This is a genomic window from Pseudoalteromonas sp. APC 3893, from assembly GCF_030408095.1.
In the GTDB taxonomy this organism is placed as follows: Bacteria; Pseudomonadota; Gammaproteobacteria; order Enterobacterales; family Alteromonadaceae; genus Pseudoalteromonas.
In genome coordinates, this window is sequence record NZ_JASDCD010000009.1 from 25,635 (window position 1) to 51,992 (window position 26,358).

General features: G+C 44.4%; 1 protein-coding gene. It reads left to right on the plus strand.

What is annotated here, in order from left to right:
- Positions 1-155: 155 nt before the first annotated feature.
- Positions 156-26,357, plus strand: a complete 26,202-nt coding sequence (locus QMA12_RS12110; RefSeq protein ID WP_290210251.1) for an SDR family NAD(P)-dependent oxidoreductase — start codon at positions 156-158, stop codon at positions 26,355-26,357.
- Position 26,358: the final 1 nt, after the last annotated feature.

Genomic DNA, 26,358 nt, shown 5'->3' on the forward strand with positions numbered 1-26,358 from the left:
TTGGTGATCCCATAGCGCCAGTGATTCAATAACTTGGAGACTGGGAAATTCGTAATAAAGACTTATAAAAAGTCATTGAATAATAAATAGCGGTGCCTGAACCGAGTTAGATATTTATTAGACAAATAATAAATGGAACAAGAGGATTTCTGAGCATGTTGGATCGGATCAATCGTGTAGCCCATGGGTTTGTTATTGCTCACGTTGTTTTACACAGCTTTCGACATAATTTAATTGATACTATTCGCGCTAACATGCCAATCTCTGAATTTGATTTGGCAGCAAAACTGAATGCCAATCGAGGCAATTTAAATGTAGTTTTGCGAATGTTTGAGTCTATGGGGTGGCTCGAAAAAGTGGTCGATGATCGCGGCCAGCGGGATCGCTATGTGATTCCCCAGGGAAGCATAGTGGAATCCTTTCGCCCCGATTTAAACCGCTTGGAGCGTCTTTTGGCGTTTGATCTAAACCAATTTACCCCTGATAAATCGATCGATTTTTGCCGGTTGGTCGAACAAGCAACACCTTCATGGGAAGAATCAGAATTACTCGACTATCTTGATGGTGCTTGGTGTCTGCAACTTTGGCTGTTATTTAAAAAGCAAGAATGGCTACGAGTTGAGTCGGGAGGATTGTTATTGAGTGATGCTTTCAGTGCGGATGCACAACAAAAGCTAATAGAGTTGTTTGTGTATCGCGGGTGGCTTAAAGTGGGCCATGCTGATCGACAAAAAGCCAACCACCCACTCACTCATTTTGGACAATTTTTGTTTGATCGCGTCGGAACTACTGCCGCTCTGGTTTCTTACAAGAAGATGTTTAACCAGAGTGGCGAACTTTTATTTGGCAATTGCAGGGGGGTTTTTACTCGCGATGAGCTGGGTGATGAAGAACACCTTGACCGAAGTCTCAATGTCACCGGCAGTGGTTTTCAACATCAAAAATACTTTAAAGATCTGCAAAGTATCATTTCAACTATCTTTGATAACCAAGACTTTGCTTCTCAACCAAAATATATTGCGGATATGGGATGCGGTGATGGAACACTACTGAAAAGTGTCTACCAGCATATTGTACAGCACAGTAGACGTGGCCAAGTTTTAGATCAGTTTCCGCTATTGCTGATTGGCGTTGATTATAACAAAAAGGCACTCATTGAGACCGAGAAAACGCTGCAAGGATTACCCCATAAAACCTTGTGGGGTGATATCAATAAACCCGAACAGTTGTTGCAAGATTTGGCACAAAATGGTGTACAAGATACTGAAAATGTGTTGCATATTCGTTCGTTTCTTGATCATGATCGGCCGTTTGTTGCGCCGGCGGATGAACTCGGGGCTGCGGCCAGAATCGGCAGTAGCACCAGCGTGTTCGTCGACTCTGATGGGGATTTAATCGACAGTGGCCAAGCAGTACAAAGCCTGGTGGAACATCTTGCCAAATGGGCAGCAGTGAGTCGCAAACACGGTATGGTATTGCTTGAGGTTCACAGTGTTGAACCTCAAGTTGTGAAAGAATGTCAGGACGAACTAGAAAGTTTACACTTTGATGTGTATCACGCCTTATCACAACAACAGCTAGTGGAAGCGGACGTGTTTTTATTAAGCGCCGCTGAAGCTCAGTTATTTCCATCGCCTAGCTTATTTGAAAAATACCCAAAGTTGCACTCGGTCGGTAGGATAACCCTTAATCACTTTATCCATCAGGACTATCAAATTCGTCCGGTATACCGAGCGGATATTGATGCTTTGCTGGCGTTAGAACAAGCGTGTTGGCCCGCAGCTTTGTGTGCCATTCGTCAAGCGATTGAGCAGCGGATTAAGAATTTCCCAACCGGTAATCTGGTGATGCTCAAAGACAATGAGATTATCGGCGTTGTTTATACTCAGCGTATTGACTCGCTGGACGAGCTAGATAGTACTTCTTACGATAATATTGAGTCACTTCATCAACCTTACGGCAAGTATAGTCAGTTGATTGCAATGTGGGTGGTGCCTAAGTTTCAAGGCACAGCTTATGCAAAACGATTACTGCAATTTGTTAATTTGCGCGCACGTCTTATCAATGGGGTGGAATCGTTAGTCGGTGTGAGCCGTTGCCATCAGTATGATGCTGCTCAATATCCAAGCTATCGTGACTATGTTTTGGCAACTCGGGACGGCCATTGTCCGCTTGATCCGGTACTCGCATTCCACCACTTAAACGGAGCCTCCATAGTCAAAGAGATTCAAGGATTTCGTCCGTTAGATAAAGAGAATCAAACCTATGGCGTTTTGATTCAATACAATCTTAACGAAGCACTATCGGATGATAGTCAACGGCTTTTGGCGGCGAGTGACTCAGCAACCGACGTCATTAAGACCACCGACACCCGAGTCAGCGAGTTAGATGCAAGCCGCTCGTCTAAACCGACTCAGCGAGTCGAGAGTCAGTTACTTAAAAACAGCAAGGCGCTGGTGATCGGAATCATCGGCCAATTAAAAAATGAGACAATCGACCCTGAACGCTGGTTAAATCTTCCGTTAATGTCTTCCGGACTAGACTCGATGGATCTACTTGAGCTACGTTTAGCGATTGAAAAAAAATTAGAGCTTAAATTAGAGCCCTCGATATTTTTTGAATATCCCACTGCGCAAAAGCTTATCGAATTTCTTGCGGTGGCAATCAAACCTCAAGAAGAAAATATATTATCCGTTGACTTAACAGAAGAGAGGGTGGCAATTGAAAATCCGCTGGATTTTATTCTTAACCTAGTCAAGCAACTGGGCCACCATTTAGATGGTTCCGCAAGTTCACTTTCTCAACCGTTAATGCAAAGCGGTTTAGACTCCATGGATCTACTTGAGCTTAGGCTGCAACTCAACAAAAAGTATTCACTCGACCTAGACTCGTCTTTTTTCTTTGAGTTCAGTACTATTGACTCAGTTGTTCGGTATTTGAACTCTCGTCTTCCTCAGACAAATATTCCTCAGTCAAACGAATCCTTATCAGAGTTAAACCATCAACAAGCTTTTACTCCAGTCAATCAAGAGGAAGTTTGTATTGTGGCTATGCAGGGTCGTTTTCCCGGTGCGGAAGATGTCGATGGTTTTTGGCAATTGTTAATTAACAATAACGACGCCTTGGAGCCTTTAAAGCAATCCCGTTGGCCGAATAGTGATGGGAATTTAACGGCTGGATTTATGGCTGATGTGAGCGGCTTTGACGCGGACTTCTTTAATTTATCGGCACGAGAAGCTCGCTTGATGGACCCACAACAAAGGTTATTGTTGGAAACCACTTGGCTAGCGTTTGAATCTGGTAATATCAACGTTCAGTCGTTGCGAGGAGAAAAAGTTGGTGTTTTTGTTGGGGTTTGTAATTACGAGTATCGAGATCTTATTTTACTACACGGGGTGCTAGAGGCAGAAGATCAAGCCTACTTGGCAACGGGCACTTTCCCGTCGATTATCGCGAATCGAATTTCCTTTTATTTTGACTTTATCGGTCCGAGTGTCACTGTCGATACCGCATGTTCTAGTTCTCTCGTGGCGGTTCACAATGCAAGGCAATCAATTTTAGCTGGTGAATGCTCATCTGCCGTGGTTGCCGGTGTCAACTTAATCTCAAGTCCGGTGAACACCTTTTCGTTTCAGCAGGCTGGCATGCTTTCTGGTAGTCAACAATGTCGCGCATTTGACGATTCTGCCGACGGTTATGTACGGGGTGAAGGCGTCGGTGTCGTTATTCTAAAACCTTTGTCAGCCGCATTGGCGGATAAGAATGAGGTGTTAGCGATAGTTAAGGGGAGTGCCATTAATCATATCGGTGAATCCGCATCATTAACCGCACCGAGCCCGGTGGGGCAGGCTAATCTATTGGTCGAAGCTTACCGTAACGCAAACATTAACATTGATAAGCTTTGCTACCTTGAAGCCCATGGCACCGGAACGCCTCTTGGTGATCCGATTGAAATAAAAGGAATAAAATTAGCGCTTGCTGGATTACAACAAGAATTACCGAATGATAGTCGATTAAATCCTTGCGGTATTGGATCGGTCAAAACAAACATCGGGCATTTAGAAGGCGCAGCAGGGATCGCAGGTTTAATTAAAACCGTCTTGATTTTACGGCATCGCATTATTCCGGCGACCCTGCACTATAATCAGTTAAATAAAGAAATTGATCTCGATGACAGTCCACTTTTCGTGGTTAAAGAAAATCAACCACTGAATCAAGATGGTAAACTCATCGCAGGTGTTAGTTCCTTTGGTTTTGGAGGGAGTGGTGCTCATGTTGTAGTAGAGGCGTTTCCACAAGCCGGGTTTTCACCCGACATAATAACCAAAACAGGGGCAGAAACGTCCAGATTAAACAACAACCCTGACAACTTATTGTTTCCATTTTCCGCAAAGTCGCAAGCCAGTCTTGAGCAAATGATTATTCATTTTATTCATGCTCTAGAAGAAAAAGGTGGTGAAACAGGCGGTGAAAAATCTGGCGAAAGAAATCAGGTTGCAGAGGCTTCACAGCTTTCCGATATCGCTTTCACGTTAACCCGTTGTCGTGCAGAATTGCCGATCAGGGTCGCATTTTTAGCTCATACCAAAGCGGAGTTAATTGAGGCTATGGAGCGTTGGATTCTGCTTCACTCGGTGAAAGATGCGAGGGTATTTTGGTACGGAGGAAAGCAACAACAAACGCAATTGGTTAAGGTGTTGCCGACTGTTCTCGGAAAACCATTAAATGAGACAGTGAAGGCGAGAACCGAACAAGAAAACAAGAACAATCAAAAAAGTCAGTTGCAAGCGGCCGGAACAATTTGGGTGAATCAGATAGCTGTCGATTGGGGATTGTTGATGCCTTTGTCTCAGGCAAAACCGGTGCAATTGCCAATGTACCCATTTCAGCGGCAACCTTTTTGGGTGGATATGCAAAGTTCTATCGATGCAACTGGCGAATTAGCCTCAAAACCTATCGCATCAAGTATCCGAGCGGTTAAAGAAAATCTATACCGGTCGTCTCGATTGCCCGTTGATATCTCGGTCTTACAAGCCAAGAAAGCTTCAGAGAAAGTCGACGGAAATATTATCTGTGTCACCGATAACAGAGATATCACAGAACAATTAGAAAGATACCTAGCTAAATCTAATCCACAGAATTGCTGGCAGAGTGTTCCTTATCAAGACTTATTACAGACTGAATTTTGGACTCGAATAAATGACGTCCGTAATTCGGTTAGTTTGGTGTTTATCTGGAGCCCTGAAACCACATCTTCGGAAAATTTATTAGCACACTTGCATACATGTTTAACGCAACTGATCTCCTTGAATAACAAGATTCCGTTCTATCTTGTCACTGTACCGAATGACGACAACTCAAACGTCTGGTCAAGCACTTGGTTTTCTTTGCCTCAGTCTTTATCTCGTCTGAATGCGTCGGTGAATGCGTCATGTCTCTCACTGGAGCAAGCGAAGTCTGATTATGTGTTTACTGCAGAGATGGCCGAAGCGGTTTGCCAGTTTGTTGAAAGCGGGATTAATGAAAACGTGATCTGGCGTGACGGAAATTATTATCGAGATGTCTTGGTTTCTTGCGAACTACCCGAAAGCAATACGATATTTAATCTAGACGGCTTTAAAAACACGTTTAAAGACATCGTGAAAAACACCTTTGTGATTACCGGTGGCATGGGTGGGATCGGATATTCGCTAGCTTGCCACTTGACGACCAACTCAAATTGCACTCTCTATCTTATTGGCCGTCGTCCTAAAGACTCGGTGATAGAGTATAAGTTGCAGAAACTGCAACAACTTGGAGCCACTGTTCATTATCTAACAGCCGATGTGACTTCTCTATCTGAAATGCGGCAGGCGTTTCAGTCAATGACCGATGAAAAGTCTCCTATCTGCGGAATTTTTCACTGCGCGGGATCATTTCACAATGAAAGCATATCTTGTTTAGACCTTGATAAGGTTCACGATATATATGCACCAAAAGTAGCGGGTAGTGTCAATCTATTAAAAGTTGCGAAACAGTATCAAGCACAATTTGTTTATTTGTTTTCTTCCATTTCAGCCTATTGTGGCGACTTTGGTAGTGCATATTATGGTGTGGCAAATCGATTCCAACAGTGTTTAGTTGACACTACAGCGGATAATTTAAATGATCAACTGAGAGTTATTTCGATTGCTTGGCCGTTATGGGCCAATGGCGGAATGAGGGTAGGTGATGAAACCACTCAGCACCATTATTTAACCGATACCGGTCAAGTTCCATTGCCTGAAAACATCGGATGGAATCTGGTGTGGCGAGTATTGAGCAGTGATATCAATTCACTGGTTGTTACTTATGGTGAGAAGGAACAAATTGAATCCAGTTTGCTTAAAGACTTTTTGGTATCGAAAAAAAGTTTGTCCCCAGAAAGCAAGCATCCAATTAATCCTACCAATCGGGAAACAGTCGAATTTAAAATAGCTCCTCAAGAGCTCGAAGTTCTGCTGTTAGAAATGGCGGCTAACTATTTAAAGTTGGATGCGTCGAATCTTGATCCCAGTCAAAAGCTTGCCGAGATTGGATTTAATTCAATTGGCTTACGTCATTTTGCCGAATTGATTAATGCGCAGTTGGCAACGGATATTGCTCCGTCTCTGTTTTTTAAAGCGGGAACAATCGCTTCAATTTGTGATTATTTATTGAATAATTATGGCTTGCAGCTCGGTTCAATAAAACGTGAAATAGAAGAGCACGTAAGTTCGGAGTCTCATGACCGAACCGATATAGAGAAGCAGGCGCAAGCGGCTAACGCTTCTCCAAGCATTGATTTAGTAAGCGATTCAGCAGACGAATCAACTGACACCCATTCCGCAAATACCGATGTGACCAATATCGCTATTACCGGTTACAGTGCCAGAGTTTCAGGGGCTCGTGATTGTGAAGAGTTTTGGCGAATACTTGAAAGCGGCCAAAACACAATTAGCGCGATTGACTCTAACCGTTTTGATTGGGAGCAAGTCACTTTAGAGCAAGGCATTGATGCTGACTCTAAGTTCGGATGGTTGGGACAGGTACCTGGCATCGACGAGTTTGATCCCTTGTTTTTTAATATTTCACCAAGAGAAGCCGTCAATATTGATCCACGTCAACGACTGTTACTTTTGGAATGTTGGCGTGCTTTGGAGCAGGCCGGTATTGGCAATAAACATCTGCGTGAGCGTTTCGCAGTTTATGTTGGTGTAGAAGATGGTGATTATGCGGAGGTTTCCTCCCATGCCGGCCAAATTGTCGATAATCACAACGCCATTCTCGCCGCTAGACTCAGTTATTTTCTTGATCTAAAAGGCCCGGTGTTGGCGATTAATACCGCCTGTTCTTCTGGGTTGGTTGCATTTCACCAAGCCTGTTTAGCATTGAGAACGGGAGAGGTGGATGCTGCGTTGGTGGCAAGCGCTAATCTCATTTTAAGTGGTCGTTATTACACCAACATTGTGAAAATGGGGATGCTGTCACCGGCTAAAAACTGTCAAGCCTTTGGTGCTCATGCGGATGGTATGGTGCCTGGTGAAGCAGTCGCAGCCTTGGTATTAAAACCTTTAGCAAAAGCGGTGGCAAACGGCGATGATATTAAAGCGGTGGTTCGCGGGAGCGGCATTAATTACGATGGCGCGACCAATGGAATGACTGCACCAGCAAGTGATAGACAAGCTGAATTAGTTGCAAGCGTCTATCAACAATTTGCTATCGATGCCGACGATATCGAATACATTGTCAGTCATGGCACCGGTACTGTATTGGGTGACCCTGCGGAGGTTAACGCGCTTGCCGAAGTGTTTCGTAAGCAGAGTGATAGAACACAATTTTGTGCATTGACTTCTAATAAACCAAATATTGGTCACAGTCTTGCAGCCTCAGGTTTGGTCAACCTGATTAATTTGGTGAAAGCGTTAGAAAAACAGTGTATCCCGGCGAGTATCAATGCAAGCCCACTAAATGATCAAGTGAATTGGCAAGCGTCACCATTTTACGTGAATCTCGAAAATCGACCATGGCCCTCAAAAGACAATTCGTTGCGCTATGGTGCGGTTAGCTCATTTGGGATGAGTGGCACTAACGCCCATGTTGTTTTGAGCGACTTTCATCGCAGTAGCGATCCCATTAATTATTCACACGATGGTGTGTTGTTAGTTTTGTCCGCCAAGTCTGATTCTGCATTAAGGGTAATGGCAGAGGAATATCTGAACTTGTTTAGTTCTGAGGAGATTGATCAAGAGCAACTTCTCCGTGCTAGCTATACCTTATTATGTGGCCGAGTCTTTTTCCGCTATCGTTTGGCTATTGTTGCCCATGACATTGAGGAGGCAAGACAAGCGCTGGATCGATTTTTAGTTAATCAAACGGTTGAGTTTGCTGGTGTGTCAGCCCGTAGCTTTAGAGCCGATGATAGTTTAACAGAAGAGTTAGCACACATTTTTTCTCAACAACACATCAGTCGAATACAACTGCAGCGAGCGGCGGAATTATTTTGTCAAGGGTATGAGTTAGACTGTGAATCATTGTTCCAGTCCAGTGGAGTGACTAAGCGTGTCCAGCCTGGTCATCCGTTGGAACTGAAACGCTATTGGCCGGGAAATAAAAAATCGATTGCTATTGCAGAGGCGCTTTCAGCAGAGGACCGTTTTGCAGCGAAAAATAGGACTATCAATCGCTCTGCCAATCACCGCCTTAAAAGAGAGGCTTTTGTAACCGAGGCATTAGAGAGACCTTCAAGCACGCCTTTAAACACCGTTCGCCTAGAGCCTTGTGCTAGCTTTGTTGGCCTACCTGATGTTGAGAAAACTTCTGTAGCAAAGCGTGATGCAGGATTGTCAAAAACCGATCCATTAAAAGCACTACCATCCATATCGCTGTCACCTCTGCCAAATGGTCATCAAATGCCGGTTAGTCAAAGTGCTCGCTTTTTCGAGATTGAGCGTCTCAACGGTTATGTTATTTTTCGCTGCGGGTTCAGTCAATTAACTTGGCCTGAGCTACTGGCATGGTTAACAGAACTTGAATCAAAGTTGCGTCATGTTACTGACGAAAAAGTGGCGCTTGTGGACTTTCCGGCGGAGCTTGTGGCTAGCGAACTTTCTGAACTAGAATTGAAGCAGCTTCTTCAGCAACTTGAACATTTGTTTTCCATTGATCACCTTCTTACAGTCGCTATGATCGATGGCAGTCAGGGTTCAGTCGGTTCTCATTTATTATTGAGTGCTTTCGACTTTAGTTTTGCTCATAACTTGTCGGTTGATGGTGAGTGTCCCGACTTTTGCCAAACATATTTTAAACAACGTTACTTAGGTATTGATGAAACTTTATTTAGCGGAAACTCATTGAATGACGGTGCCTGCTTAATTGCGAATGTTGCAACACCACAAGATGTAGAACAGCAAGCCGCTGCATTTGTTAATCAATTAGTACAAGCCTATGTGCCTGTGTCTACTCAATTGTTAAAGCAACGTTTAAACAGTCATTTGCAAATTCTAGTTAGTCAACCCAGTGGCGAACAATATCTATCCGTTGGAAAAGATATTCAATCGCTGTGGTTAGCTAAGATTGAATCATCTCCACTAGCTCCATTATCAGAGGGAGCGAAATCAAGGATTTCAATCTCTACAGAGCTAACCACAGTAGACTCGGTGATCAATTCTGCAGAGTCAAAAATTTTACTAACAGTCGATTGCGTTAGCTTGGTTGAGTGTGATAATAATATTCTGCTGCTGCAACTAAAAAGTGCTGCAAACGCGAATATGTTCAGTGCCCAAATGATGCAGGATATTTATCAGGCGTTTCAATTCGCCGCTTCCTTAGAACAAATTAAGGTTGTTGTAGTCACCGGGCATGACCGCTTTTTTGCATCCGGTGGTGACGAGGAGGGATTAAAGGCAATTGCCGAAGGAAAGAGTAAGTTTACTGATTTCCCCATTTATTCTTTACCTTTAGAGTTGGATGTTCCAGTGATTGCTGCTGTTAATGGCCATGCTATTGGCGCGGGCTGGGCGCTCGCTACTTTTTGCGATCTCGCTGTTTACAATCGAAAAGCCCACTTTTATAGCCCTTATATGGAATTAGGTTTTACTCCGGGTGCCGGTTCAACATTAATTTATCCAGCCAAATACGGTATTGACTTTGCGCGTCGTTCGTTGTTATTGGCGGAGCACTATCAAGGTTATGAATTAGAAAACTTTGCGTTACCTGCTTTATTCAGGGATGCGGATGAGGTATTTGATTGTGCCTTTGGTATGGGACAAGCGCTTGCATTGAATAGCCGACAGCAACTTGTCGAAATGAAAAACACTTATAAGCATGGAGTGTTGGCAAATCTTGATAGTACTTATCAGCAAGAACTAGCCATGCATGAGACCTCTTTTGTTGGGAACAAGAAAGTGCAGAACCGGATTCAGAAATATTTTACTAAGCAGGCGAAACTTGATAACCGTGGTTCGTTTCAGACGGGCTCGTTTCAGACAAGCTCCGATGAATCTAACTTCGCTCAATCTAACCCAGTTGATTCTCAATCTGATGTTGCGGAGAGCAATCCTGAAAGAGCAACGATTGATAGAACCAGCGTGTTAAACGGATTGTCTCAACTGCTGTCAGAAGAATTAGATCTCGGCGACGAATCACTCGATATTGATGTGACATTTACAGAACTGGGTTTAGACTCCGTATCTGGTGTGAGTTGGATTCGGAAAGTCAATCAACGCTTTGATGTGAACATTAAAGCCTCATCACTTTATGAGTACCCTGATTTAGAAAGTATGTCGGGTTTTGTGTTGTCGCTCGCGATCGAAAAGTCGCCATCGACAGAAATATTGTCGCAGTCGGTCGAGCAAGATGCGTCACAGGTTCACTTGGAAAGTGAGGCAACCCCTCAGGCCAATTTCCAAAAAGCAGTCAATGAAAGACAAGCATTATCTGACCAGAAATCTGCGATAACAGAAAACGTACGAGTGGTGAACCAACGGATTGCCATTATTGGTATGGCGGGTCGTTTTCCCGGTGCCAATAATTTGCAAGAGTTTTGGGAAAATATTGTTGCTGGAAAAGAGTGTGTTGGAGAAGTTCCCGCTGAACGTTGGGATATCAATCACTATTACTCAGAAGATGTCAATGTACCTGCCACTACCTATGGTCGTTGGATGGGGGCTGTAGATGCCGTCGCTGAGTTTGATCCCATGTTTTTTAATATTTCGCCAAGAGAAGCCACTTTTATGGATCCGCAGCAAAGATTAATGCTGCAAACCGCTTGGCATGCCTTTGAAGATGCGGGATATAACATTCGTCAACTAACCGATCAATCAGTTGGTGTATTTATGGGCTGCTCCACCGGTGACTATGGTCAAAGTCAGGCAAGCGAGGCCAATATTTACAGTATGACCGGATCTGAAACTTCAGTACTAGCCGGACGCATTGCCTACCATTTTAATTTTGACGGCCCATGTATGGCGATTGATACGGCTTGCTCGTCATCTTTAGTGGCCATTGTCGAAGCGGCGAACCATTTAATACTAGGAAACTGTGACTTGGCTTTAGTCGGCGGAGTCAGTGTGTTGTCTGGACCGCGCATGCATCTATTAACCAGTAAAGCGAATATGCTGTCACCCTCTGGCCATTGCTTTACTTTTGATGACCGAGCCGATGGTTTTGTGCCGAGCGAGGCCATTGCGGCTGTACTACTCCGTCCGTTAGAGGCGGCGGTTGAAATCGGTGATGCGATCTATGCAACCGTCGATGCATGGGGAGTCAATCAAGATGGTCGAACCAATGGCATTACTGCGCCTAATCCCGGTGCGCAAAGTCGATTGCAAAAAAATGTTTATAAAAAATTCGCAGTGCCGGTTGATCAAATCGGATTGGTGGAGTGTCATGGAACCGGTACTGCATTGGGCGATCCTATCGAGGTTCATGCGTTAACCAATACTTTCAATGAATTGAGTCGTACAACAAGCCGGTGTGGTTTGGGTGCCGTGAAAAGTAATATCGGTCATACCCTTGGTGCGGCGGGAATTTGCAGTTTCGTTAAAGTTGCCATGGCGTTGCGCCATCAGCAGTTGCCACCAACAACTAACTTTAGTCAATTAAATTCTAATATCACACTAGAGGACTCACCATTTTTTATTGTTGAGCGCGCTATGGAGTGGCAACGACCTGTGGCGGGAAGACGAAGAGCTGCAATTAACTCTTTCGGCTTTAGTGGTAGCAACGCACATTTAGTCTTGTCTGAGTATCAAGAAGCTGTGTATCAACCTGCTGAGTCAATAAGTTCTGAATACCCAGCATTACAGAAAACCTATTTATTATCGGCTGAAACCGAATCTGGTTTACATCGCCAGGTTGAAGCGCTCAACCAATTTTTAGAAAATTATCAAGGCTCGACAGCTGACCTTGCTTATACCTTGCAAGTGGGGCGCGCGGATTTTGATTTTCGTTTAGCCATCATAGCCGATAGTCTCCAAGGAGTGCAAAGTGATTTGCAACATTTCTTGCAAGGCAGCGCTGACTCTCGCCGAGTTTTTTCTGGCTCTGCGTTAACCGAGCAAAACAGTTTAAAAACATTGGCACTAGACGATGATATTTCTTTAACCATAGCCGCTTGGGTGCGCAAAGGGAAAATCGGTCATCTGCTGCAATTATGGGTGCAAGGATTTGATGTTAACTGGCAGGCGTATTATCAAAATGGTCAAGGTAAAAAAGTTCGTCTGCCACTTTACCCCTTTGAACGAGAAGACTATTGGTTGCCATTGACTTCCATGCGCATGGTCGCTGACACGAGTAACGCTGCGAGGAATATGCTTGGCGATACGAGTCAAATTAAATCCAATGCCCGCAACACTCATCAGGTGCCAATAGCCGTAGTTGGGATGAGTTGTGAATTCCCGCACGCCAAGAATTCTGCTGAATTCTGGGACGTTTTGTCCCAAGGGCGAGATTGTATTGAAGAGATCCCTCCACAGCGTTGGGATTGGCGGGATTATTACGCAAGCTCCGCTTTTGAATCAGGTAAAACCAATGTTAAGTGGGCCGGTTTTATCACTGGTATGGCAGAGTTTGATCCCTTGTTCTTCGGTATTTCCCCGCGGGAAGCTGAGTATATGGATCCGCAACAAAGATTAACCATGACTCATATTTGGCAAGCCTTAGAAGATGCAGCCATTGCACCTAGCGCTTTATCAGGATCAAAAACATCCATCTACGTCGGCACCAACTCGTCTGGTTATAGTCAGTTGTTACAGCAAGCAGGCGTGCCATTGCAAGGCTACAGTGGTTTGGGAATGGCGGCGAATGTCGGCGTCAATCGCATGAGTTATCTTTTGAACTTGCACGGCGCAAGCGAAGTGATCGATACCGCTTGCTCCAGTTCGCTGGTAGCCATTCATAAAGGTATGGAGTGTCTTAATTCGTATTCCACTGATACGGTTATTGTTGGCGGAGTTAATGTGATTGTCTCTCCCGATCTTCACATAAGTTTCAGTAAGGCCGGTATGCTCAGCCCGGACGGAAAGAGTAAAGCCTTTGGCGACAACGCGAATGGATACGCAAGGGGAGAAGGTGTTGCCATGCTAGTGCTGAAACGTCTTGATGATGCCGAACGAGAGGGTCACCATATTTACGGTGTACTTGCGGGTAGTGCAGTAAATCATGGTGGTAAAGCCGCGTCACTGACGGCTCCTAATAAAGAAGCCCAAATGGATGTGATTCAATCGGCGATGCAAGTGGCTAAGGTATCACCGGAACAAGTGTCATACATCGAAGCGCATGGCACCGGCACGCCGTTGGGCGATAAAACCGAAGTGTCGGCATTGAAAGACATTTTTGCGGGAAGCCAAGGTTCGGTTTCCTGTGCTGTAGGATCGGTTAAAACCAATATTGGATCGCTAGAATTTGCTGCCGGTGTTGCGGGTGTGATTAAAGTGTTGTTACAGATGCAACATAGGCAACTGGTACCTAGTTTACACAGTCAAAAACTCAACCCTGCGTTGCAACTGGAACAGAGTCATTTATTTGTGCCACAAAGGGTTACCCAATGGAATTCAAACTTTTCAAATACTAACAATGCAGATGCCGAGTTAGTTGCCGGCGTCAGCTCTTTTGGATTTGGCGGTGTGAACGCGCATATTCTAGTGAAAAGTTATGCACAGACGACGGCAGAAAATCATTTGGCTAGCTCTTCACACAGTTCTCCGCAAAGCATCCTTCTGTCAGCAAAGACTCGCGAGCAACTGCTGCAAAGAATTATGGAGCTAGGGCAGCACTTGGTTCGTCATGGTCAGAATATTGAGCTAACTGATTTAGCTTACACGTTACAAGTGGGAAGAGACGTCATGCCAGTGCGTTTTGCTGTTATGGCGGAAGACATAGTCAGTTTGTCGGAAACTCTGAATCGTATTGCATTCAATGGTGATATACCCAAAGAATGTTTTGGCGAATGGTTAGAGCAGGGACAATCGCTACCAGCTGCACCGGTTAATCACTTTAACGATTCTGCGACGGGACTTAGTGCATCAGAAATTAATCAGCGGTTTTTAAATGGCGATTCCATTGACTGGCAGCCGTTGCATTCAAGCCATCGAAACCATCGCTTGAGCCTGCCTGGATATCCATTAGCTCGTGAAACTTACTGGATAAACGGTCTGAGACAAGACTCGTTCTCATCCGAGAACATGGCGGAAAACGTACCGGGTTTATCGAAACCTGACTTGCAGATTTCAACGACTTCTTCGGCGAACCTACCGGCTAATCATTTTGCTTCGTTTAGTGTTCAGCCGCACTCGTTAGCTGGTAACGGATATCAGTTCAACTTACCCCAAGCCGCATTTTATTTTGATCAACATCGGCTAGGTGACATTATGGTGTTACCTGGGGTCATGCAACTAGAACTGGCTCTCTCAGCCACCCGAGCTTATTGGCAAGCGAACCAACAATATGGCCATCAAAAGAGTAGTCAACGACAGAATAGTAGTCAACTGAATACAAGCACCCAATTAGGCTATCAATATTCTGGCGTTACCTGGATGAGACCGGTTTACGCCCAACAAAATATGAATTCAGTTGCCGTCAAAATCAATGATGAGTCTGATGGCTTGTCGTACCAAATTGTGTCAGAGCAAGATTCGGCGATGGTGTACAGTCAGGGTGAAATTTCTCAAGCCGCTTTCCAAGAAAACCGAGTAGCACTTGAACCCTTGTTGGCACGATTTGATCGGGCTGAGTCATTTGATAACGCTTTTATTTACTCAGTTTTCAATAAGTTCAATCTTTACCATGGTCCTGCGTTCCAGGGTATCGAAAACATTCGCTATCTTAACTCTGCGGAGTTTGGTGAGCAGGCGCTGTCCAAGATTAAATTACCGCGCGGCCATTGCCAACATGATGATAGTTACTTTCTACATCCGGGAATAATGGATTGCGTACTGCAAACCACCATTGCGTTCCCTAAAACACGACAAGGCAAATTTACCCGTTTACCTTTTTTTATCGAGAAAATGTCAGTGCGTTCTCGAACCCAAGATGTTGCTTTCGCCTGGGTTCGTTATTCACCCTCGTCCTCTAGTGAGGCCAGTGTGACTAAGTACGATATTGATTTACTCGGTGAAGACGGATGGGTATTGATCGAAATTAGAGGCTTTGTTTTCCGAGAATTCAAGCCGGATCCCAATCGAATACCCTCCGAGCGAGCGGATTCAAAGCAATTCAGTGCAAGTCGGTTGAATCATCAACCGAGCCGTTCTTCTGTGACTCTACAGCGGACGCCTGAATTAACACAGCATTCAAACACGCAAAAGTTGGCAGTCAAAGAACGGCCAGCAACAAACGCCAATCAATCAGTGTCGTCAAGTATGATTTTTGCGTCCAGTTGGAGCGAGATAAATGACTCCAAGAACTCACCATCTTCGAGTCGCGAAACCAAGGTCATTTTCACCTTTGATCGTCTGTTGCAACATAAACAAGGTAGCGATTTGGCGGCGTCGGTTTGGACTCTAGATGGCCAAGAAACAGAAGCTTTTTTTACGCAGTGTTTGGCGGAGGTAACATCGATTCAAGAAGTCGTATTATGGTTGGATGATGGCGCCACTGAGTTGCGACGAACACCTAATGTTTCTATGAGTCGAAACTTCGCTCTGATAGCGTTTCGCTTAATAAAAGCAATGTCAAAGGCGGCCTCTGTGTCATCAGAACCAAGTTTGAGAGTGATCACTCGGCAAGTCTGTGAAGTTACTCCGACGGATATTATTGACGCGTCTCACGCTGCAGTTCATGGCTTGGTAGGTTGTGCGGCTGCGGAAAAACCAACCTGGCAATTTATCACGTTAGATTTACCCTGTCGATTAGAAGCTGATCCGACAAGTGCTGAAATCCTGAAGGTCAATCCCATCATCAATGCTAACCGTTCAGGTCGAGTTGTTGCGTACCGAAATACGAGTTGGTGGCAGCAACATTTGGCTTCGTGCTTGCCCAAACCTTCGACGTCTTTGCTTCGCCATCGAGGCGTCTATTTGGTTATCGGCGGCGCGGGTGGTATCGGTGAAGTCTTTACCCAGCATTTAATCAGCGGTTATCAAGCGCAGGTTATTTGGATTGGACGACGATCCCCTGACGCAGCAATTAACTCCAATATTGGTCGGCTTGCCGAACTCGGGCCTGCGCCGGAATATATTCAGGCAGACGCAACGGATCTTCAGGAACTAACCACAGTCTACCAAGACTTGCTGCAGCGTTATGGACAGATAAACGGTGTGATTCATTCGGCGCTGGTGCTCGCTGACCAAAGTCTTATGTTAATGGATGAGTCGCGATTTTTATCGAGCTTAGCGGCAAAATTAGATATCAGTATTCATATCCAACATGTGTTTGCTAAAGTGCCATTGGACTTTCTGTTATTTTTCTCTTCGTCGGTCAGTTATTCATTGTCAGCTGGGCAAAGTAATTATGCCGCAGGCAGCACGTTTCAAGACGCTTTTGCTCAGCAGCTGAATCAAACCTGCGATTATCCGGTCAAGGTTGTGAATTGGGGGTATTGGGGAGGCACCGGTGTAGTTGCTTCTGATACCTACCGAAACAAAATGGCGAGTTTAAGTGTCGGTTCCGTTGACAGTGAAGAAGCAATGGCATTCCTTGAACTGTTATTGAGTTCCGATGCTTCACAACTTATGTTCATCAACTTTTTGCAGGGAGTCCACGCTTATCAAGATAACATTCTTGGCTCGCCGGTTAAAGAATGCTTAATTATGCGACCTTCCTCAGATGGCTCTCTTGCAAATGAGAGTCTCAATGATCTGGCGACAATAACTAATGAGGCGGTAAAACTGAATGATTCGGTTGGGTCATTTTGGCGGTTATTAGAAGGTATTGAGTTAGAATCCTTGTTGCTGGATCAGTTAATTGATGCGCTACGCAAGAGCGGATGTTTTTCCGGTAACCAGCTAATTACAGATGCTAGCCATTTTAATGGGCATGTTCAATGGTTTAAAGTCAGTATCGAGAAGCTGATAGCGGCAGGCCGATTGATTCAAAAAGACGGATTGCTGGTACTTTCTGAAGCTGATGCACTAAACAACAAAATGCAAAACACAAAAGCAAATCTACCTGCTCAATGGCAATCCTTTCGAGAAGCGCATAAAAACAATCCTTCATTCCAATCCTTGTTGGACTTTGTTGAGCTTTCGCTGTCCCACTTGCCAAAAATTTTAGCGGGAACAATGCCTGCCGCGGCGGTACTCTTTTCGCCAACGTCTCCCATCATGGACGAGGTTTATGCAAACAACCCTCTAGTGGATTTTTTCAATCAGGTGTTAACTCAAAGTGTTGTGGCGCATGTTGAGAAAATAGTTGCCAAAAATCCAACGACTGCCATCAATATTCTCGAAGTGGGCGCAGGGACTGGCGGCACCAGCAAGATGTTATTTGAGGCATTACAACCTTATCAAAAACATATTGAGCAATATTGTTATACGGATGTCTCGCAACGGTTTTTAAATCACGCAGAGAACGAGTTTAAATCGATCGCGCCTTATCTTAAAACAGACATTCTCAACCTAGAGGCACCCGCTTTAACTGCGGCACAAGCCGATCAAGGATTTGATATTGTGGTGGCAACCAATGTATTACACGCCACTCAAAATATGGCTAACACGCTGAAAAATATCAAAAGCTATCTGTTCCAAGATGGGGTGGTGTTCATTAATGAGATCACTGGATTTTCTTTATTCAGGCATCTGACCTTTGGCTTGCTACCTGATTGGTGGAATGCAAATGATGCGGAATTAAGAGTCACAGGTTGCCCGGCGCTTTCACCGAGTGATTGGTTAACCTTATTGAAAAACTCCGGCTTTAGTGACTTGTATTGGCCAGCAAGTCATGGGCATCACTTAGGGCAGCAGATTATCTTTGCTAAAAGTGATGGTCGAATCTTTACGCCTCTGGCTGAGGGAGAGGTGATTGGTCAGCTTGAAGAAGACGGCCAAGCAGAAACGAGTCGTCAGAAAACAGCGATTGATATTCGAGTTGAGCAGCAACCTGAACAGAATCATTCTTTTGAAAATATTGGTTCTGAATCTAAGCAAGAATCGTTAGTTACTCCACCAAACACAGATGGTGTTGTGGTAATTCAAGAGCTCAAAGAAATTACGCAGCAAGTTGGCAATCTACTGTGCAGCGTAATGAAAATATCGCCTGAGCGTTTGCAGATCACTAAGCCGTTTTCTTCCTATGGTGTTGACTCGATCGCTGCAGTTGAATTATCCGGCCAACTTAACCAACATCTCAACGTAACTATCGACTCAACGAATTTGTTTAATTATCCAAATGTTGCCACATTAGCCAAGTATATCCAGCAAACAAAATCTTCTTTGGCCACCAAAGTTGAACCGTTAAAAGAACTTCAAGAAAGCATTCCGCAGGAGAATACTCAACTGACTGTAGAAAATAGTACTCAAAAAAATTCTCAGCCTATTGGTCAACCAGAAGTACTGGCAGCTGACGCTGCCGAGATAAGCGATGCCTTGTTTCGAGTGTTAGCTTCTTCATTAAAGCTACCGCAAGAAAGAGTACTCGCCAATAAAGCGTTTTCTGAATTGGGTGTCGACTCGGTGATTGCGATTGAAATAGTGGGCGAAATAAATCGCGAACTTAATATTTCGTTAGACTCTACGGTACTGTTTGAACAACCTAATATTTCGCGTTTAACTCATTATATCCAGCGGAACTTTGCGCTAGAAAGTCAATCGTCAAGAGAGGTTGAACCACTAAACATTTCGATAACCCCAGATCAGCACCAAACTGATTTTTCTGCGTCGGCTCAAGATTCGATTGCGACTTGTCCAGTCTTGGGCGTCTCCCATAATGATAGAGTGGTCAGTGGACAAGAATTTGCGTCTGATGATTTAGGGGAGGCTGTCTCAGAAGCCACTGCCTTAGAATCATCTCATCGCACCGCTCTTTTGAAGCAACTCGAAAAGTTATTTTGTGCGGCTCTTAAGTTACCGGATGGCAACCAACTAAAACGAGCAACTTTCGCTGACCTTGGCGTTGATTCGATAGTGGCGGTGGACATTGTTGAGCGAATCAATCGAGCGTTTCAAATTCAGTTAGATACGACGGATTTATTCAGTAAGCCAACCATCCACCGGTTAGCCGACTATATGAGTCAGCAGTATCCATCGCTTACTCAGTATCTAGCAGTGCAAACTCAATCACAAGCACAGCGTTCTCAAGCACAGAATTCTCAAGTACAACAACATCATATACACAGCTTTAAAGAGCAACGGTCTCAAGTGCAAGCAAACGAAACGGCGGACCACAACAAAGCGGCAGGCCACGACAAATCTGCTGCGTCGGTGCCGGCAGCCATAAACGATGTTCAATCAGATGCCACTCTGCAGCAGTCATCGTCTATTGCAGTGGTCGGATTAAGTTGTCGTTTCGGTAATGCTGAGGATCAGTTTGCGCTTTGGGAGCGTCTCGTTGCCGGAGAAAGTCTTATTTCTCATAATACGCGATGGGTGCCACAAGATTTTGCTGACATTATGAGTAGCGGTGAAGACAACTGCTGGCAGCGAGGTGGGCTACTACCAGAAATAGATAAGTTTGACGCCAAGTTTTTTGGGGTTGCTGGTAGTGAAGCTCGTTTTATGGATCCCCAACAACGAATTTTTCTTGAAGAAGCATGGCGAGCTCTAGAAGACGCGGGAATGACCGGCGCTAATTTAAAGGCACAACGGACTGGGGTCTATGTGGGTACTATCGGCAATGACTATTCAAGATTATTCCAAGGGGTATCGCCGCCACAAGCCTTTTGGGCGAATGCGAGCTCCATCTTAGCGTCACGAATTTGTTACCTGCTTGACCTAAAAGGGCCAGCGATATCGATCGATACTGCTTGTTCAAGTTCTTTAGTTGCAACGCATCTCGCGTGCCAGGCAATACGGAGTGGTGAGATTGATTCTGCTTTAGTGGGTGGAGTAACTGTACTGTCTACACCGACCCATTATTTACTAGCTGCTCGCGCAGGCATGCTCTCCAACGATTTTAATTGTAAAACGTTTTCCAATGATGCTGATGGTTTTGTACCCGCTGAAGGTGCTGGCGCGATAGTATTAAAAAGCGAGCAAGAAGCGATCAATAACCAGGATCAAATCTATGGTCTAATCATTGCGAGTGGGAGCAACCAAGACGGTTTAAGCAACGGTATTATTGCGCCAAATGGCGAAGCTCAATCGCAATTGATCGAGATGGTTTATCAGCAGAGTGAAATAAATCCAGCCACTCTGAGTTATGTTGAAGCCCATGGAACGGGAACAAAGTTAGGCGATCCCATTGAGTTTAAAGCCATTAGTCGGGCTTTCGGTCGCTTTACTAATCAGAAAAACTTTTGTGCCATTGGATCGATAAAGTCCAACTTGGGTCATGCAGCGGCTGCCGCAGGTATCGCTGGAATCGCGAAACTACTTTTGTCGTTTAAGCATAATCGATTACCCGCCACGCTGAATAGTCAACCGATTAACGAGAGCATTCAGCTTGTTGATAGTCCTTTTTACATCAATGAACAATCCATTCACTGGCCTGCCAATCAAAATGGTCCTAAAAGAGCCGCGATCAGTGCCTTTGGATTTAGTGGCACTAATGTTCACCTCGTCATGCAAGAGCCCGCTGTCACCGCTAGCCAAAGTAATAACCCTCCAGAAAATTTGCTTTGTTTTTCTGCTTCTAATGAACAATTGCTTGTGCAAGACCTCAGGTTATTTTTACAACGAGTAAAACCAGAATTTGATCAACCATTTCTGACAAACTTAAGTTATTCCATGCTGTCTGGACGGAAACATTTTAACACTCGATTAGCCGTGGTTGCGTCTGAAGTTCCACAGTTATTTGTGGCGATCCAGCAATGGTTAGACACTCGAAAGTCTGATGAGACTTCGGGTCTTTGGTATGATTCAGTTATCCAAGATAAAAATCAGATCACAGAGGCGTTAAAAGCACTCGGAGAAAACTTGCTCAAGAGTTATCGTGAGTTGAATGAGCCGGATACTTATAAAGAAAACTTACAGCTACTAGCTGAACTTTATTGCAAGGGCTACGATTTATCTTGGCAGCAATTGTTTGCCGGATTGAACTGTCGTCGTCTCTCGGTGCCACCGAGACAATTTGCTGCGGATCGTTATTGGTGGAATGACACCATGGCTGATCAAGCAGAAGTGAGTCGGCGGGGGAGTCCTCGATTTACTCACAATGGAATTAACACTTCGATCCCAGAGCTGGTGGCTCGACCGATAACCAAGATACAGCAGGAGCCAGTGAAAAACCTATTACTCGTTCTTTTGAATGAAACCGGAGACCAGCGATTAGAAAACCAGTCATTAGATACGCAATTGGCATCTGAATTCCCAAACGCTAAGATTGTCACGGAACGAATTGATGATAGTTTTGGTTTCAGTCAGAATGACTGGCGTCGAGTATTACAACCTTATCAAGCAAGCAACCCAGTAATATTAGTGAGCGGTATTGCGAAAGTATTCGTTCAACAAGGTTATGCACCTATCACTGATCTGCTTTGTGTATTGAATAGTGACTCACGACAAAAACATCACTTAATTATTGCTGATAATTGCTCAACTGCAACGGAATACGCTTATTTAGAGTCGTTATTTTCCATACCTGCTGCGCAACCATCTGCCTCCAATGTAATAGTGGCAACATTAGTGGGTTATGGTCAAGAACAAGCACTAGCTCATCAAACCTGGGTGGAAAATATTGCGGCTGAGTTGCATCAGGGGCAACCAGGCAATGCGGTTTACTTAGATGGTCTTCGTCATATTGAGTCGCAAATTGCCATTGAGCTTAATGACCAACCTCAGGCCTTTTCAAGACAGTCTTTTCCAACGCGGTCTTTCTCAAAACAAGGCTTTTATATAGTATTCGGTGGCATGGGCGGCATCGGTCGAATCTTATTAGAACGTTTGATCAGTGATGGAGCAGCACAAGTTTTGGTGCTAGGTCGTTCTTCATTAAGCAATAGAGATCAACAGTTTGTTACGCAAAATGAGCAAACGATTCGTTATTGCCAGTGTGATATTGCTGATATTTCCAGTTTAGCTCAGGTGTTTTCTGATGCATTGCTTCCAGGGACAAAAATTGATGGCGTCTTTAATCTAGCGGGCTGTTTTGATGATCGTCCATTAGCTGAGATCCCTCGGGCACGTTTGAAAGACATCGCAGCGCCAAAAGTTGACGGTATGTTGAATCTGGAACATCTACTCAGTCAATACGAGGTTGAATATATTTGCCATTTCAGTTCAATGGCGGCGTTACAAGGTGATGCAGGTACCTATATATATGCGATGGCTAACCGTTTTCAAAGTGCTTTTGTTCGAGCGAACAGATCGCCGTTAAAACACAGGGTTGTTCACTGGCCGGTTTGGAAAAGTGGTGGCATGGTAAATATTGAAGACAGTCAACTGATAGAGTTTCTTAAACTCACGGGGCAGGACGCATTGTCTGATGAAGAAGGCATCGATCTGCTGCAACGTATTCTTGCTTCTGAACATAAGTTAGTTAACGTAACCAAACAACAAAACAATCGTCCACCAGTGAAGCGAGAGTTATTAGATACAGCGCAATCGACTGCAGAGCGGAAGGTTTCTGATAGAGATATTGAGCAGAGAGAAAAAGACGCTTTAACTAAGTCAAGCCAACTAAAACAACCACAAAGCCTCAAGCAATTAGTGGTCGATAAAATTGCTAAGGTATTGCAGATCGCCGCAGCAGATATTTCAGAAACACAAAACTTTTATCAAATGGGATTTGACTCAATCACGCTTAAGCATCTAGCGACGGAGTTAGAATCTTGTTTGGCAATTGACAACTTTATTCATCAACTTTTCAATCACTCTACGGTTGACAAGTTGTTGGACTTTCTTAACTCTCAAGGCGGCGATCAGTTAATTACTCAAATACAAGCCAAGCTCGTCAATGATAATGAGCTTAAACCAGTGAGTTCCAATTCTCATCATGAATCCGAACAGCCGGTTAATCAAAGCAAAGAGCCTATTGCAATTATTGGCATGAGTGGGAATTTTCCTGGCGCAACCGGGGTTGATGGGGTGGATGCGTTTTGGCGCGCGTTGCTAGCGGGTGAGTCGTTTACCCGCAATGTCACGCCTCGATTTGGTGAGCCAAACAGTTCTGCCACTTATTGGTTGGCGAATCTTGCCAATGTTTGGGCGTTTGAGCCGGGTTTCTTTGATATGTCGGCAAAAACCGCTTGCCAGGTTGATCCGCGGCAACGTTTTCTATTAATGGAAGGTTGGAATGCATTAGAAGATGCAGCGATTGGCGATCACGACTTAAACAGTTTACAGGTAGGTATCTACACTGGGTTAGAGGCGGGGGATTTTGGTCTCTCTACTAATTTATTAGATGCAAATACTGCCGTCACGGCGTCTCGTTTGGCCTATTATTTAGATGTCTCCGGCCCAGTATTGTCGGTGAATACCGCTTGCTCCTCTGGTTTAGTTGCAGCCCACCAAGCTTGTACTGACTTGCGCAATCAACAATGTGATTTGGCGTTAGTGAGTGCGGCAAATTTAGTGTTTCAAGAAAGTAGTTTAGCGCTTATGCAAGAGGCGGGGATTATGTCTCCGAGTGGTCGCTGTAAAACATTTGCTGCCGACGCAGATGGTGTTGTACCAGGTGAGGCTATTGTTTCGTTGGCTCTTATGCCTCTTAATCGTGCTCAGCAGGGTGGTTATCCGATTTACGCCTTAATCAACGCGTCTGGTATTAACTATGACGGTGCGACTAATGGTATCGCATCTCCCAATGGCGCCGCACAAAGTCGTTTGATCGCCGATACCTTAACTAAATTTGATATCGATAGCTCGCAACTCGGTTATAACATTTTACATGGCACCGGTACTGAACTAGGTGATCTGGTTGAATTAAATGCTTTATCCGATGCCTTGGAAGGACGCCAACAGCCAAGTGCGATCACCTCTAATAAACCGAATGTGGGTCATTGCTTTGCTGCTTCTGGATTGGTCAGTTTGGTCAATATGGTTAAAGCGCTAGAACAACAAAGGATTCCTAAGAGCATTTTTATTGATTCACTTATGAGTGGCATCGATTGGGATAATGCCCCCTTTTATGTGAATCAAGAAAGCACCGATTGGCCTGCGGACCCAGGTTCGGTTCGTATGGGAAGTGTCAGTTCCTTTGGGATCAGTGGCACCAATGCGTTTATGGTGTTGTCGGAACACTTGCCCGAAAGAGGTAGTTTGAAAAATTGTGCCTCCGATATTCCGAAAAACTCACACATTTCTGCGCCACAGATATTCGCTCTTTCTGCGCGAACGAAACATTCGTTGTTGAAACGTGTGACAGCACTTAGAACGTTTTGTGCTGCTTATTTAAATGATGTGCAGGCAGAAAACGAACAAATAGAAAACGGACAATTAGAAAACCAACAAAATTTACGAGACATCGCTTATACCTTGGCTGTGGGTAGACGTCATATGAAACATCGAGTTGTTGTCATAGGGAGTAGCCTAGTAGAGCTAGTAGCATTGCTGACGGAAATAGAATTCAATGATAACGCCGAAGAAGATATCCTAACGGGTGTTTGGTCAGCTGCCGCTAAGCAAAAGCAAAGTAACGATATTCAGAGTTTACTGTCTCTTGCTGAGGCTTTCAGTTCGGGTGATGAGCAAGAGCTGGTGCACTACTATCAGGCTCAAGGTGTTAGTCGTTGCCATTTACCAGGTTATCCATTCGATACTCAAGAGTATCTTCCTGAACAATTCAACCGGACTTCTGTAGTTGAACATATCGTTAAACCAGAGATAGTTGATCTTGGTAACCAAGACAGTGGTCAATCGAAAAGCAGAGTAGAAAAGAGTGTCCAATCTAAACTTAATAAATTACCGAAGCGGGAATTGTCTCATACTGTGACATTAGGCAAGCCAGAAAATATTCAGTTTGTATCGGCAGAAAGACTACCGCAAGTTCAGCCCGTCATTCTGTCCCCTTTATCAAGTATTCCCAATGCTGACATTCGAGAAAACAGTTTGATTAACGTGTCTATAAGCCATCATAAACAAGTCAGTCATATTCTTCTTGAGGGGGCAGAACATCATATCGATAGCGCCGAACAGTTGCTCGAGAAGCTGCACCAATCACTTAGTAACCTACCGAAAGAAACCACCTTAGTCCGGTTAACTTTAACTAACTTCCATCAAGTAAATAGTGATGTTGCCAGTCGGCAATGGCTTCAACAATTGATTAGTCGATTACAAGGTTGTGAACCGTTAATTATTGCAGAGTTTCAGTGTGAACTTATCGATTCGGTATTATTAGCTGTGTTTGCTTTGGTTGACTTTTCGGTAACAACGAACAGTAGCCAGCTCATGTTTAATCCCCAGTTGAAATCGGATGATCTTGAAAATTTGTATGAATTGTTGTTTGGGTTGGAGGCTAAACTAAAATTGCAGGCATCCCCTCAGGGCTTAGCCATTAATGCGTTCCAAAAGCTGGTGCCAGATACCCTAGTCGTCTCGCCTGAGCAAATGGAGTCATTTATGCAAGATAAATTGTCTCGATTAGCAAGCATCAGCCCATTATCTAGGAAACTACTCAAGCGACACCTCGGGGAGCAACTGATAGCTCACCTGAAAAAGATCGAAAAAATAAAGAAGAAAGACCCAATGAAGAATGATGATGCGACAACCGTTTTAACAGACTCTCCTTATCGGTCTTCCGAGAATCATTTTTTAGACAGTTTGCGCCAACATCAGCAGAAAGGCAAATTGCCATCAGCCGCAAAGAATTCACTCAACGGATTAAAGTAGT

What these genes read in the sequence shown, in the direction of transcription:
- QMA12_RS12110 (WP_290210251.1), top strand. Translation starts at nt 156, where the DNA reads ATGTTGGATCGGATCAATCGTGTAGCCCATGGGTTTGTTATTGCTCAC.